This is a genomic window from Seonamhaeicola sediminis (genome assembly GCF_004358095.2).
Lineage (GTDB): Bacteria > Bacteroidota > Bacteroidia > Flavobacteriales > Flavobacteriaceae > Seonamhaeicola > Seonamhaeicola sediminis.
On the sequence record NZ_SMZJ02000004.1, the window covers coordinates 692,118 to 705,640 of the forward strand.

General features: G+C 31.8%; 14 protein-coding genes. 8 read left to right on the top strand and 6 right to left on the bottom strand.

The window, feature by feature from the left end:
* Positions 1–16 precede the first annotated feature (16 nt).
* Complete coding sequence (locus E1J38_RS09255) at positions 17–556, top strand: hypothetical protein (protein WP_133356619.1); 540 nt, start codon at positions 17–19, stop codon at positions 554–556.
* On the opposite strand, the gene E1J38_RS09260 is transcribed toward E1J38_RS09255, so the two are convergent.
* On the bottom strand, positions 553–2,967 hold the full coding sequence (locus E1J38_RS09260) for an outer membrane beta-barrel protein (protein ID WP_133356618.1): 2,415 nt from the start codon (positions 2,965–2,967) through the stop codon (positions 553–555). The two genes, E1J38_RS09255 and E1J38_RS09260, sit on opposite strands and share 4 nt — an antisense overlap.
* Positions 2,968–3,153: 186 nt before the next feature.
* Between E1J38_RS09260 and E1J38_RS09265 the strand changes: the two genes are divergently transcribed.
* From E1J38_RS09265 to E1J38_RS09275, 3 genes are read left to right on the top strand one after another with little or no spacing between them, the layout of a single operon-like run.
* Complete coding sequence (locus E1J38_RS09265) at positions 3,154–4,353, top strand: alanine dehydrogenase (protein WP_133356617.1); 1,200 nt, start codon at positions 3,154–3,156, stop codon at positions 4,351–4,353.
* A gap of 26 nt (positions 4,354–4,379) precedes the next feature.
* Positions 4,380–4,727 carry a hypothetical protein gene (locus E1J38_RS09270; protein WP_133356616.1) on the top strand — a complete coding sequence of 116 codons (348 nt, stop codon included), beginning with the start codon at positions 4,380–4,382 and terminating at the stop codon, positions 4,725–4,727.
* Between the two features lie 3 nt (positions 4,728–4,730).
* Complete coding sequence (locus E1J38_RS09275; RefSeq protein ID WP_133356615.1) at positions 4,731–5,324, top strand: sugar transferase; 594 nt, start codon at positions 4,731–4,733, stop codon at positions 5,322–5,324.
* Positions 5,325–5,332: 8 nt separating this feature from the next.
* On the opposite strand, the gene E1J38_RS09280 is transcribed toward E1J38_RS09275, so the two are convergent.
* Positions 5,333–6,520: a proline dehydrogenase family protein gene (locus tag E1J38_RS09280; protein WP_133356614.1), complete on the bottom strand. Its 1,188-nt coding sequence runs from the start codon at positions 6,518–6,520 to the stop codon at positions 5,333–5,335.
* Between the two features lie 95 nt (positions 6,521–6,615).
* Between E1J38_RS09280 and aroB the strand changes: the two genes are divergently transcribed.
* On the top strand, positions 6,616–7,683 hold the full coding sequence (gene aroB, locus E1J38_RS09285) for a 3-dehydroquinate synthase (protein ID WP_133356613.1): 1,068 nt from the start codon (positions 6,616–6,618) through the stop codon (positions 7,681–7,683).
* Between the two features lie 53 nt (positions 7,684–7,736).
* On the opposite strand, the gene E1J38_RS09290 is transcribed toward aroB, so the two are convergent.
* A complete protein-coding gene (locus E1J38_RS09290) occupies positions 7,737–8,219 on the bottom strand; it encodes an Lrp/AsnC family transcriptional regulator (RefSeq protein ID WP_133356612.1) in 483 nt (160 codons plus the stop codon).
* 70 nt (positions 8,220–8,289) lie between these two features.
* A complete protein-coding gene (locus tag E1J38_RS09295; RefSeq protein ID WP_133356611.1) occupies positions 8,290–9,438 on the bottom strand; it encodes a M14 family metallopeptidase in 1,149 nt (382 codons plus the stop codon).
* A 282-nt stretch (positions 9,439–9,720) separates the two neighbouring features.
* Between E1J38_RS09295 and E1J38_RS09300 the strand changes: the two genes are divergently transcribed.
* A complete protein-coding gene (locus tag E1J38_RS09300) occupies positions 9,721–10,101 on the top strand; it encodes a helix-turn-helix domain-containing protein (protein WP_133356610.1) in 381 nt (126 codons plus the stop codon).
* 27 nt (positions 10,102–10,128) lie between these two features.
* Positions 10,129–10,497 (top strand): DNA topoisomerase IV, encoded by a 369-nt coding sequence (locus tag E1J38_RS09305; RefSeq protein WP_133356609.1) that lies wholly within the window; start codon positions 10,129–10,131, stop codon positions 10,495–10,497.
* On the opposite strand, the gene E1J38_RS09310 is transcribed toward E1J38_RS09305, so the two are convergent.
* Together E1J38_RS09310 and E1J38_RS09315 are read right to left on the bottom strand one after the other, a co-directional pair.
* On the bottom strand, positions 10,494–10,994 hold the full coding sequence (locus tag E1J38_RS09310) for a hydrolase (RefSeq protein WP_133356608.1): 501 nt from the start codon (positions 10,992–10,994) through the stop codon (positions 10,494–10,496). The genes E1J38_RS09305 and E1J38_RS09310 overlap by 4 nt on opposite strands.
* 56 nt (positions 10,995–11,050) lie before the next feature.
* Positions 11,051–11,812, bottom strand: coding sequence for an MBL fold metallo-hydrolase (locus E1J38_RS09315; RefSeq protein WP_133356607.1), 762 nt, complete (start codon positions 11,810–11,812; stop codon positions 11,051–11,053).
* Positions 11,813–12,025: 213 nt separating this feature from the next.
* Here E1J38_RS09315 and E1J38_RS09320 point away from each other — a divergent pair, with 213 nt between their 5' ends.
* On the top strand, positions 12,026–13,507 hold the full coding sequence (locus E1J38_RS09320; protein ID WP_133356606.1) for a TonB-dependent receptor: 1,482 nt from the start codon (positions 12,026–12,028) through the stop codon (positions 13,505–13,507).
* Positions 13,508–13,523 lie beyond the last annotated feature (16 nt).

Sequence of the window (13,523 nt, forward strand, 5' to 3'; positions counted from 1 at the left end):
ACAACATACAATTTAGATGGAAACCAAACAGCAAAAATCGAAAGAGGAGCGAAACTACCAAGTCACAGATAAAAATAATCTATTACTTGGTAGCATAATAGCTACAATTATAGCTATTTCTCCTTATTTGTATTACTTACATGAAAGTGTTCCAGACACTAAAGTCTGGGACACTTTTTTATTTACATACAATAGCGGTTATTTTGGTAGTGCCAATAATGCCATGTATTTTGTTTTTAGTAAAGCCATCCCCTTACTTTTAATTTTTATTTGGTTTTTTACATGCAGACATTGGTGGTATCATACATTATTGGTTCCTGTTACTATGTATGTATACCAAATAATTAATGTTTTTAATGATGATATTAAATATGTGGATGAGTTTGAACTGATTTATATGATTCCCGTGATGGCAATAATAATTCCATCCGTTTATCTACTTCGGGCCAAAATGTTTAATAAAATCAACGAGGCAACAAAATCAATGGAAGAATTAGAAGATGAGTTTAAAGTGTCCCCTAAAAATTTCTGGGAAAGAGTAAAACAATATTTTTAATCATTTAATCTATCTCTTTCTTCTAAATCAATTGTTTTATTATTGTTTTGGAGCTTAGTATTTCCGAATTTATAATTAAATCCAAAAGTGAGCATTCTGTTTTCAAGCGTTGTTTCTCTGAGTATGTCTTGATTTAGATATTTAGTACTCTTGTTGTAATTTAACCCATTAAATATATCGGTTATTCCAATACTCAAAGATGCTTTATTTTTAATTAAATTTTTTCTTATACTTAAATCTACCCCACTTCTATCACTAACCACAGAGGCTCCTTGAGAATCCCTTGAAGTATATATCATGGATATATTAAGCAATAAACTTCTGTCTTTTAAAAAAGTAAAATAGTTAGCTATTTGGATAAAAACAGCCCATCTATTGTTATTGGTTAATTCGTTATTACTTTCCAAAGCAAAAAATTGCTCATTGGTGTAGTAAATAGATGATAAAGTAGAAAAGCTCCAATTGGTCAATATATTAGTATATGCAATGAAATCAAGTCCGTAAGAAATACTGCTATCTATATTTGTATTAACGTATTTTAATTTTTTATCTATATTATCTTGAAAAACTATTTCCAAAGCAGGGTCTTTTTCATAGCGATAATACAACTCGAAGGTGAAATCTTTATTCACACTGTATCCAAATGTAAAAACATCATCTATTTGAGGCTTTAAACTAGGATTGCCAGTAATGTAAGCATTATCGTTTAAAAAATATTTAAATGGATTTAATTGATTATATCTTGGTCTAAATATTCGCTTCTTATAATTAAAATAAACCTCATTTTTATCATCAACTTTATGTTGTAAATAAAAGGTTGGAAAGAATTTTATGTAATCATTATTGTTAACTTGATTATTTAAAATTGAATTTCCTTTAATATTAGTGTATTCTGTTCGTAAGCCCAATTTTAAATCCCATTTATCCCAAGTTTTACCAAAACTACCATAAATAGCGTAATTAGTTTCATCATATAAAAAAGTATCAGAATTGAGAGTGTCTTCCTGTCTAATTCCATTATCAAACGTAAATTGATTTAAAATACTTTCAGAATTTATGTTTGAAACTTTGGCTCCAGTCTCAAAATTAGACGATTCATTTATTGGTAGTGTGTAATCAATTTGTCCAGTAAATAATTTTACGGTTTGACTAGAGAAGGTCTGAAATCTATTTTCTCTAATTAAACTTTCATCTGCAAACAAATAATCGGTATCAACATTTTGAAAACTTGAAAAATCATAATAAGTATGATGCCCATTTACAGATAGTTTTTCCCCTTTTCTATCAAAATTGTGAACATAATCCAAATCAAAAGCAAAATTAAATGTTTCATCTCTTAGACTATTATTTGTTTTAAAAATAGAATCTAAAAGTTTATCCAAACCGTAAACGTTAGTTTCAGAAATTTCACTCGTTTTAGTGGCTCTCCTAGGAGAGATTAGCATATTTGAAGTAAACGACAAGCTGTTTTTTTGATCTATTTCATAATCAATAGTGGTGTTTATATTTTGTTTTGAATTTTCTCTTATTCTAGAAGAAAAACTTTCCCAACGAGATGTTACTTGATTATTGTTGAAAAAATTTACAAACTCATCATTTCCGGTAAAATCTTTTCGAGGGTTATCGCTAAAATTTATATAGGTACTTAATTTTTTAGTTTTAAAAAAATGACTGGTACCATAAGAATACTTTGGGAACTCAGAACCTTGTTTAAAATTACCAAATATACTGCCATGATAACCAGCAACAATATTTTTACTGGTAACAATATTTAAAACAGCCCCTCCTTCGGCTTCATATCGTGCTGGTGGATTAGTAATAACTTCTATAGATTTAATATTCTCAGCTGGAGTTCCCTGCAGAAGTTGTTGAACTTCTTCTATTGAGAGATGTACTCTTCTATCATTTATATAAACCACCGGTGTGGCATTTTTTACAGTTATATTACCATCATGCACCAAAACACCGGGGGTTTGTTTTAATACATCCAGTACATTATTATTTGAAAGCGTTGAGTTTTCAACATTAAAAACAATTCTATCTACCATTCTTTTTACAGTAGGTTTCTTAGCAATTACGATAACACCATCCAAAGCTTCAATAATTTCTTTAAGAATGATATTCTCAACAGTAATATCAGATGTTAAGGAAATAGGCAATTCAACAGATTCATAACCCAAAAAACTCACTTTAAGGATATAGTTTGAAGCGTTTAAATTTTCAATTTGAAAATACCCATTGTCATTGGTTGTAGTTCCATTTACAAATGCACCATTATTAAAGACAACCACGTTAGCAAATGCTACAGGAAGACTTTTTTCATCCTGTACTCTACCTTGTATAACTAAATCTTGAGAAAAACAGATATAAGAGAACGTAAAAAATATGAGAGCTAAAAATCGTTTTTGCATACAAAATACACGTATGTACAAATTTAAAGGATTTAAATTAAAGTAAGCTATGGTAAAACCTCAACAAATTTAATTAAAATTCTTACAATATAAGCTCTTTGATTTATATAAAAAATCAATTAAATTTTTAGTTTTTGTAAGCATTAAAAAATTTATTTGTAATTTGATTTTTATTTACAATTTTCCATGTCTAAACAACTTTCTCCGTTTACAAAGCAACAGCTTTTACCCCAAGAAGAAACCCTAGAAATATTTAAGAAAAAGGGCGACTTATTTATTGGAATACCCAAGGAAACAGCTTTTCAAGAGCAGCGTATATGCCTCACACCCGATGCCGTTTTTGCTTTGGTTAATAACGGACATAAAGTACTACTTGAATCTGGTGCAGGTGAAGGTGCCAGTTTTAGTGATAAGGATTATAGTGAAGCAGGTGCAGAAATCACCAAAGATACTGCAAAAGTATTTGCATGTCCAATTGTACTAAAAGTGGAGCCACCAACCCTTGAGCAAATAAAACTTCTCAATCCACAAACCATATTAATTTCTGCATTACAACTTAAAACGCAAACAAAAAAGTATTTTGAGGCTTTAGCATCTAAACGAATTACAGCAATGGCGTTTGAGTTTATAAGAGATGCCGATGGCAATTACCCTGCAGTTCGTTCGTTAAGTGAGATTGCCGGAACAGCATCTGTTTTAATAGCCTCAGAGTTATTATCAGACACCCATGACGGTAATGGCATCATGTTTGGAAATATTAGTGGTGTACCTCCTGTAGAAGTGGTTATTTTAGGGGCTGGAACTGTTGGCGAGTTTGCTGCTCGTGGTGCTATGGGTCTGGGAGCTGGTATCAAAATTTTTGATAACTCCATTACCAAACTCAGGCGTATTCAAACCAACTTAGGCAGGCCATTTTTCACCTCTACCATTCAGCCAAAAAACTTAACCAAAGCTTTAAAACGTTGTGACGTAGTTATTGGAGCCGTTAGAGGTAAAAACAGAGCGCCTATTGTTGTAACAGATGCACTTGTACAATCCATGAAAAAGGGTGCTATTATTATAGATGTTAGTATCGATATGGGGGGCTGTTTTGAAACCAGTGAGGTTACCTCTCATAAACACCCCACCTTTGTAAAGCATGGTGTGGTTCATTATTGTGTTCCCAATATTCCTGCTAGATACCCTAGAACTGCATCGGTCTCCATAAGCAATATTTTCACGCCTTACCTATTACAGATTGCCGAAGATGGTGGTATTGAAAATTCTTTGCGGTTTGATAGAGGTTTGAGAAATGGATTGTATTTTTACCACGGAATTCTAACAAGTAAATCTGTGGGTGAATGGTTTAATTTGAGTTATAGCGATGCTAACTTGCTTATTTTCTAAAAACACCCCAAATCAAAGTAATTTAAATGAAGTTAATACAACGATTGGGCTACTATTTAGGTGGTTTTTCTATAGGATTAATAGTATTGGCATTTTTCTTAAACGGAAAAAAAGTATCCTGTGATTATGGTCCAACAGCTAGGGTTTTAAAAAATATCAATTCTAAAAAAATCCAATATCAAAATATAAATGATTCAACAATAGTAAATCACCTCTTAAATCATGGAGATGTAGATTTTTCTAAAAGCGAACCACGAAAGGAACCTTGTGCTATTTTTTATATTGAGGGTAAGTATCATGATGATATGGTATATTTAATTATACAAAACTGCGATAGCGTTGCCAGTGTTACAGACCTAAAAATAGTACAATAAGAAATGCTCAAAAGAAGTTTTGATGTTGTTTTTGCTGTCATTGGGTTAATCGTTCTTTTCCCGCTCCTTTTATTAATTGCAATACTTATAAAAATAGATTCTAGAGGGCCTATTTTGTTTATTCAAGGTCGCGTTGGCAAAAATAATATCGACTTCAATATTTACAAATTTAGAACCATGCGTGTGCTTTCAGAAAAATCAGGACTCCTTACGTTAGGTAATCATGACTCAAGAGTTACTAAAGTAGGTTATTTTTTAAGACGCTATAAAATTGATGAGTTTCCGCAATTAATCAATATCTTAAAAGGAGACATGAGTTTTGTAGGCCCCAGACCAGAGCTTAGATATTATGTTAATTTTTACAGTGAAGATGATATGCGTATATTTTGTGTTAGACCAGGTATAACAGGGCTTGCTTCACTAAAGTATAGAAATGAAGTTGAGCTTTTAGAAGCTGCTAAAGACCCCGAAGACTTTTATATAAATACAATCATACCAGACAAGATAAGGTATAATAAAATGTATATTGAAAAACGACATTTCTTTTTCGATTTAAGAATTATTATCAAGTCATTTGTTACAGTGATATGTAAATAATACTATACCTACTTAAACTGTAAAGCTCTCCTGCGTTTTTTTTCTGTATTTAAAAGACTTAGCTCCCTACCTGTTTGTCCAGCTACGGAAGTGTTTTCTTCAGCTCTTCTAATCAAATATGGCATAACATCTTTAACAGGCCCAAAAGGAATATATTTAGCCACATTATAACCCAAATTAGCAAGGTTAAAACTTATATGGTCACTCATGCCGTATAACTGACCAAACCAAACACGGGAATCGTTGTTTTTTAAACCTTTCTCTTTCATTAAATCCATTAGCAGATAAGAACTTTCCTCATTATGAGTACCCGCAAATACAGAGATATCGTCCAAATTATCAATAATATATTCTAGACCATTATTAAAGTTAGTATCAGTAGCGGCTTTATTATCACAAATTGGTGACTTATAGCCCTGCTCTACAGCTCTATCATGTTCCTTTTCCATGTAAGCGCCTCTTACCAACTTATAACCTAAATAATATCCGCCCGCAATAGCTTTTTTATGTTCAGCTTTTAAGAATTCTAATCTATCGTGCCTATACATTTGTAGGGTGTTAAAAACAATAGGTTTTTCAGTATTGTACCTTTTCATCATGTTTGTTACAAGCATATCAGCTGCATCTTGCATCCAACTTTCTTCGGCATCAATTAATACAGCAACATCATTTTCCTTGGCCTTTTTACAGATTCTATCATAACGCTCTATTACGTTATTCCAAGCTTCTTGCTCTAGATCATTTAAAGGCTTGTAGCTTCCCACTTTTTCATATAAACTTAATTTGCCAAATCCAGTTGGTTTAAAGACTGCTATAGGGATAGCATCTAAATTTTTAGCAAAATCAATGATTTTGAGAACCTTTTCAACAGCGTTATCAAATTCATTGTCATTTTCTTTACCTTCTACAGAATAATCAAGCACAGAACTAACACCCTTGCTATACATTTTCTCAATGACTGGTAAACAATCTTCCTCGTTTACCCCGCCACAAAAATGATCAAACACTGTAGACCGAATAAGCCCTTCTATGGGCAAATTAGCTTTTAAAGCTAAATTAGTGGCAACGGTTCCAATTCTTACTAAAGGTTCAATGGATATCATTTTAAATAAAAAAAAAGCTCGCTCTAACTCTGAATCATTTTTAAGAGAAAAAGCAATTTCAGTATTATCAAAAACACGTTCGTTTTCCAGCATTATTATTAGGTCTTATTACAAAGATAATTAACAAGAAGTTATCATTTTATATAAAATCTCCTTAATTTGGCACCCTTAAAAAAGCTATTTATTTTATGGATTCTATCACCTATAAAGATTGCACAATTCATTTTAATAACAACTGCTATACAGCTGTTAATAAACACCTTAAAGAAAATAATTTCTCTAAGGTTTTTATTTTAGTTGATGAAAATACGCATCAATATTGTTTGCCTTTTTTCTTAGAAAAGCTTGAAGTTGGTGCAGACATTGAAATCATTGAAATTGAATCTGGTGAAATTAATAAGACTATTGAAACTTGTGTGGGGGTTTGGAATACGCTTTCTGATTTAGATGCCGATAGAAAAAGTGTAATGATTAATATTGGTGGAGGTGTTATCACTGATTTAGGTGGATTTGTAGCATGTACTTTTAAAAGAGGTATTGCTTATATAAATGTTCCAACTACATTACTTTCTATGGTTGATGCTTCTGTTGGTGGAAAAACAGGTGTTGATTTAGGGCATTTAAAAAATCAAATTGGAGTTATTGATGATCCTGATTTAGTACTTATAGACCCTTATTATTTAAATACATTACCAACAAACCAAATGCGATCTGGTTTAGCTGAAATGTTAAAGCATGGATTAATTAGTGACAAAAATTATTGGAACAAGTTTCAGGATTTGTCAGCACTTACATTAGCTGATTTAGATGAACTAATTCATCAATCTGTAATCATTAAGAAAAATGTTGTAAATGAAGATCCTTTTGAAGATGGTCTAAGAAAAACTTTAAATTTCGGGCATACATTAGGGCATGCTATAGAATCTTATTTTTTGAGTAATCCTAAAAAAGAAACGCTGTTACATGGTGAAGCGATTATCATAGGAATGATATTAGCATGTTACATATCTTCTGAATTATCTGGTTTCCCAAAAGAACTAACCAATAATATTAAAGATTTATTTATTGGTTATTACGGAAAAGTTGAGATTGATAAAAGTGAATACGCCCCAATAATGGAGCTTCTTAAATACGACAAGAAAAACAATCATGGTAATATTAATTTTGTGCTTCTTGAATCTATTGGAAAACCAAAGATAGATTGTAAAGTAGATGATTGTCTCATAATAGACGCCTTTAACTATTATAATTCATAAATTATAAAAAAGCCCTCAAAAAAGGGCTTTTCTCTTCTGTATTCAGAATATACTTAATTCATGTCATTAAATATAGAATGCATTAAACGTTTTTTATCGTTTATACTCTCTTCTAATGAAATCATGGTTTCTGTTCTATAAACTCCATCTATATCATCTAATAGAAAAATAACCTCTTTAGCATGCTCTGTGCTTCTAGCTCTAATTTTACAGAAAATATTAAATTTTCCAGTGGTAATATGAGCAACAGTCACATAAGGGATTTCATTAATACGCTCTAAAACAAATTTAGTTTGTGATGTATTATTTAAATAAACCCCAACATAAGCTATAAAAGAATACCCTAGCTTTTTATAATCTAGCATTAAAGAGGATCCTTTAATGATTCCAGATTCTTCCATTTTTTTTACACGCACATGAACCGTTCCAGCAGATATCAATAATTTTTTTGCGATGTCTGTAAAAGGAATTCTTGTGTTATCAATTAACATATCAAGAATTTGATGATCAATCTCGTCTAATTTTATTTTTCCCATAATTAGCTTTTCTTAGATAAAAACCAAAATTAATACATTTTTATTAATAATTATGTATAATAACTGTGTTTTATTTTGGGTTTAATACGATTTTTTCATTTTTCAATATAACGAAATCGTTTTCGTTACCAATGATTAGGTGTTTGCCATTTTCGTCCAATACACTTTCACCAGCAGCATCTAGTTCTTTGTGTGCGTACATTCCATGTAAGTTCTCAATTTTTTCAACAACAGGAATAAATTTTAAGATAGCATTCACCAAAGTTTCCTTGAATTGAATGCCAACATCAACCAACCCATCAGCATATCCTGAAACATTCCTAATAATAAGATCTAAAAACAGTTTTTCATTTTCTGGGATATCAAAGTAGCCATCACCATGACTACCATCTACATCGTTATTAGCTATATAATCTAGAGAGGTTATATAGGACAAATAAATAAGTTCTCTAGTATATTCTCTATCATAATCATCTGCAAAATGCCCTGCTTCAAATAATATAGTGGGCACATTCTTGCTTTGAAACGTATCACCAACACAGTTGATATTAAAAGCATCATCATAAACACCTACTTGCTTGGGAATAACTTTTTGCAATGCTGTATTCATGGCACTTATAACTTCCATAGCTACGCGCCTATTGGGCGTAACTGTACAGGCTTGATCTTGTGCTGGAGATAAAAATGATATTGTAGCAGATTTATTTACTTTTCCAGCACTAAAAATGGTACGCTGCCCATGTAAATTATAGCAATAGTGCGGCTTAAAACTATCAAAAACGGTGCGCAATACCACACTTTCTGGTTGAGACAAATTTTGAGCGTCTCTGTTTAAATCTACCTTATTGGCATTAACTCTAGTGTAGGCTTCGGCCCCGTCTGGATTTAAAATGGGAATGATATATAAGGTACAAGCCTCTAGGATATAATTTAATTGAGCATCTTCATTAGCAAATGAATTTAATAAATCAAACAACGCCTTGGTAGTAGTAGATTCGTTGCCATGCATTTGAGACCACATTAAAATACGTTTAGTTCCAGTACCTAATGTCATTCCATAAATAGGTTTGTTTAAAACAGAATACCCAATGGCATCAATAGTAAAAATATCTTTAATGTTTTCAAGCAATGGTGCTATATGTTTATTAGTAATATAACGTCCAAAAAGAGCTTTTTCTTTATGATTATTAAACAGGGATTTTATAGAATCAACTTGCATACGTTTTCTTTAGAACACAAATGTAAACATTTACAATTTTACATTTGTAAACACTAAAAACCCAGCATTAATGTTACATTTGTGTACATGACGGTTTTAAAAAACACCAATCGTAAACACCTCACTGTCTTAATTGATTTAAATTGCTTTATTTCAGTATTTTAAACTATTTTAAATGAAGTATAGAATGAATTCTATTTTATTTTAAACCCATTATGTTAGCTTCTTTTTGCATAAATATTTACATTTGTAACATCAAGTTGAAAGACAAACTTATTTACAATGGTAAACAATGAAAAATTTGCTAAGAGACTGAAACATGTCATTGATTATTACGGTGAATCTGCTGCTGCTTTTGCCGAAAAAATTGGGGTGCAACGCTCTAGCATCTCACATATCCTATCTGGTAGAAATAAGCCAAGTTTAGAGTTTGTGTTAAAGGTGCTTTCCGCCTACCCGGAAGTTGAATTGTATTGGCTATTAAATGGTACCGGTGAATTTCCTGCCACAGCAAAGGCATTAGATTTTAAAAGTGTAAACAATCCAATACCTGAGGGAGAAAAAAAAGCATCTGAAATTTTGCATGAAAGTAACAGTAACAAAACTATTGAACGTATTGTTATTTTTTATTCTGATGGAAGCTTCAAAAATTTTCAGAATTAAAGTAGTTTTGTAATATAATATGATAGTATGCGCTTTTTATACCTAGTTCTTCTTATTGGTCTATATAGCTGTCAGCATATAGAACGACACTGCAATACCTTTAAAACGGGTACGTTTTACAGCGAAATACATATTAATGGCGAGGTTTTTAAATCTGAATTCCAAAGAACAGATACGCTTCAAATAGAACGCTATAACAATACGGTTGATTCTTCGCAAGTACGATGGATTAATGATTGTGAGGTGGTTTTTAAAACCATTAACCCCAAAAATATGGCAGCACAGAAAGATATTCATCTCAAAATACTCACCACTACCGATAGTTCGTATACGTTTGAGTATTCGTATGTAGGTGATGTTAAAAAACAAAAAGGGATAGCCTATAAAGCGCGCTAATGCATAGGGTACAAAAATGATTCTACCAATCTAAATAAAAGCTGCTTATCATCTGTTATTTCATAGGTTAAAAAGAGTTCTCCCCAAAATTCACCATCCGAGAAATCGGCAATAATCCATTTGTGATTCAACATGTTTATGGTGTTAATCATCATGTTTCGGCCTTCACTGGAGGCATAGGGTATTATAGGGTGTTCTCCTTTTACCTCATTAAGCTTGTACAATTCATCTTTAATAAAGGGTATTAACTCATCTACCTCAAAACCTTGTCTTTCAAAATAACTAATGGCATCGTCATTCCTGTCTAGATTAAAATGCGAAGCGTCTAAAAACGCTTCTTCTAAAACGTTTAAAGAATCTTTGTAAATCTTGATTTGAGAGTCGCTTTTCTCTAATTTGCTATTTAAATCCTCAAATATGCGTTTAGAATTTACATATTGAAACAATACCAGAAGTATTGAAAAAATAAACAGATACATAAAAATTCGTTGTTTCATCTTTATAAATTTAATACGCTTTTAGGGTTTTATGATGCATGAGGTTAAAAAAGTCATTATATTGTTATTTGAAGACCATCATAAGCCAAAAATACATTTTCTGGTAACATACTTTCAACCTCATCATGAAAACCAAGTAAATGGCTAATATGGGTTAAATACGCTTTTTCTGGGTTTACTTTTTTAATAAACTGCAAGGCTTCTTCTAAATTAAAATGCGATTGGTGTGGCTCTATACGTAAGGCATTAACCACTAACACCTTAACATTTTTAATTTTTTCAATCTCTTTGTTATTAACGGTTTTCATATCGGTTAAATAGGCAAAATCACCAAACTTGAATCCAAAAACTTGCAATTCGGCATGTTTTCCGTTTACAGGCACCACCTCTAAGCCATTTATTTTAAAAGGTTCATTTTTAATTCTGTTTAAAATTACTGTGGGCGCTCCTGGATATTTGTTCTTTGTTTTAAAGACATATTTAAACCGTTTTTTTAATGATTTTAAAACACGTTTGTGTCCGTACAAAGGAATGTCGCCTTGCCTAAAATAAAAAGGTCTAATATCATCCAACCCCACAACATGGTCTGTATGCTCATGTGTAAATAAAATACTATCAATCCTTTCAACCCCAGCTCTAAGCATTTGATACCTAAAATCAGGACCACAATCTACAACATATGTAAAAGCTCCCCATTCAACAAGCACTGAGACACGAAGTCTTTTGTCTTTTGGGTTTTCACTTAAACAAACAGGATGTTTACTCCCTATAATGGGGATACCTTGTGACGTGCCGGTGCCTAAAAAAGTAACTTTCAATGTGTATGGTTTATCAAGAATTTTTGATGCAACTGCTTAAATAACTTTGATTAAATTAAAACCATTAACAGTTTATGGAAAATATCTTATTATATATATGAATTCTGTAAAATAATGTCCTAAGAATTCTACGCCCACAAAAATAATGTTATTTTTTTGTTTGGCTTACATATTTAATACCTTTGTGTGTAACGCAAATAACCTATGAATGATATGGATATAACCATAAAAGGAGACAAACCATTTGACGATGTACCTCCTATTAAATCTAAAGCACTTAGAATAAACCTCAATCAAAATATTTACGGAACTTTTGCTGAAATTGGCGCAGGTCAAGAAACATGTAGACAATTTTTTAGAGCTGGAGGTGCCTCTGGTACTATTGCAAAAGCTATGTCTGCATACGACAAATCTTTTAGTGATGCTATTTATGGGGCCGAAAAAGATGGGAGATACGTTACAGAATCTAGGCTACGCAAAATGCTTACCCATGAAATGAATCTCATGGAAGAGCGTATTACCCGAGATAAAAACCCTGATAAAATATTCTTTTGTTATGCCAATACAGTGGCTACCATTGATTTTGCAAAACAGTTTAAAGGTCATGGTTGGGTTGGTATTAAATATCAAGTAGAGGCAAACCAAGATTACAATGAAATTATCTTGCATTTGAGATTTAAAGAAACCGATGCGAGACTACAACAAGAAACCCTAGGAATTTTAGGTACAAACTTAATTTATGGTGCTTTTTATAAGTACAACGAACCTAAAAAACTATTACGGTATTTATATGATCATTTAGATAAAGACCAGTTAGAGATTGATACTATTAACTTCTCTGGACCTGTATTTAAAAATATTGACAACCGCTTAATGAGTTTGCAGCTTGTTAAAAATGGCATGACAGATGCTGTTGTTTTTGGACCGGACGGCACCAATATACTGCCGGCTAGGGTTTTTTATAAGAAAAATATTTTAGCATTACGTGGTAGCTTCAGACCCGTTACCAAGGTAAACATGGCTATGTATGAGAAGTCTTATGAGATGTTTGTCAATGAAAAGAAAGTAGATCCTAACAATACTATGGTGGTTTTTGAGATTACACTTTCTAATTTAAGAGCCGAAGGCGAAATTGATGAGCAAGATTTTATAGATAGAGCAGATTTACTGTGTGCACTAGGACAATCTGTAATGATTTCAAACTTTAAAGAGTATTATAAGGTTGTTGAATACTTCTCTAATTATACCAAAGGAAGAATGGGTCTGGCTATGGGCGTTAATAATTTGATTGATATTTTTGATGAAAAATATTACCGTCATATTAGTGGTGGTATTTTAGAGGCATTTGGAAAGTTATTCTTTAAAGATTTAAAAGTGTATTTATATCCAATGCATGATGAAAAAACCGGAGAACTTATAACCAGTGAAAACCTTAAGGTGTATCCGCGCATGAAAGAATTGTACAAATTCTTTAAATACAATGGTAAAGTAGTTGATATTACCGATTACGATGAAAGTATTATGGATATTTTCTCTAGAAAAGCGCTTGATATGATTGATAAAGGCGAACCGGGTTGGGAAAATATGCTTCCAGAGGGAACCGCAGATTTGATTAAGGATTATCGTTTATTTGGTTATACTAGAAAACCTTTAAAACCTTCAGCAATTAAACGAAGAACATCCATAAAAAAATAGATATTTCTAACTTCTT

Excerpts from the sequence above, each read along its gene's own strand:
- E1J38_RS09270 (WP_133356616.1), top strand. The coding sequence starts at position 4,380 with ATGAAGTTAATACAACGATTGGGCTACTATTTAGGTGGTTTTTCTATA.
- E1J38_RS09260 (WP_133356618.1), bottom strand. The coding sequence starts at position 2,967 with ATGCAAAAACGATTTTTAGCTCTCATATTTTTTACGTTCTCTTATATC.
- E1J38_RS09300 (WP_133356610.1), top strand. The coding sequence starts at position 9,721 with ATGGTAAACAATGAAAAATTTGCTAAGAGACTGAAACATGTCATTGAT.
- E1J38_RS09280 (WP_133356614.1), bottom strand. The coding sequence starts at position 6,520 with ATGCTGGAAAACGAACGTGTTTTTGATAATACTGAAATTGCTTTTTCT.
- E1J38_RS09255 (WP_133356619.1), top strand. The coding sequence starts at position 17 with ATGGAAACCAAACAGCAAAAATCGAAAGAGGAGCGAAACTACCAAGTC.
- aroB (WP_133356613.1), top strand. The coding sequence starts at position 6,616 with ATGGATTCTATCACCTATAAAGATTGCACAATTCATTTTAATAACAAC.
- E1J38_RS09265 (WP_133356617.1), top strand. The coding sequence starts at position 3,154 with ATGTCTAAACAACTTTCTCCGTTTACAAAGCAACAGCTTTTACCCCAA.
- E1J38_RS09275 (WP_133356615.1), top strand. The coding sequence starts at position 4,731 with ATGCTCAAAAGAAGTTTTGATGTTGTTTTTGCTGTCATTGGGTTAATC.
- E1J38_RS09320 (WP_133356606.1), top strand. The coding sequence starts at position 12,026 with ATGGATATAACCATAAAAGGAGACAAACCATTTGACGATGTACCTCCT.
- E1J38_RS09310 (WP_133356608.1), bottom strand. The coding sequence starts at position 10,994 with ATGAAACAACGAATTTTTATGTATCTGTTTATTTTTTCAATACTTCTG.
- E1J38_RS09290 (WP_133356612.1), bottom strand. The coding sequence starts at position 8,219 with ATGGGAAAAATAAAATTAGACGAGATTGATCATCAAATTCTTGATATG.
- E1J38_RS09295 (WP_133356611.1), bottom strand. The coding sequence starts at position 9,438 with ATGCAAGTTGATTCTATAAAATCCCTGTTTAATAATCATAAAGAAAAA.
- E1J38_RS09305 (WP_133356609.1), top strand. The coding sequence starts at position 10,129 with ATGCGCTTTTTATACCTAGTTCTTCTTATTGGTCTATATAGCTGTCAG.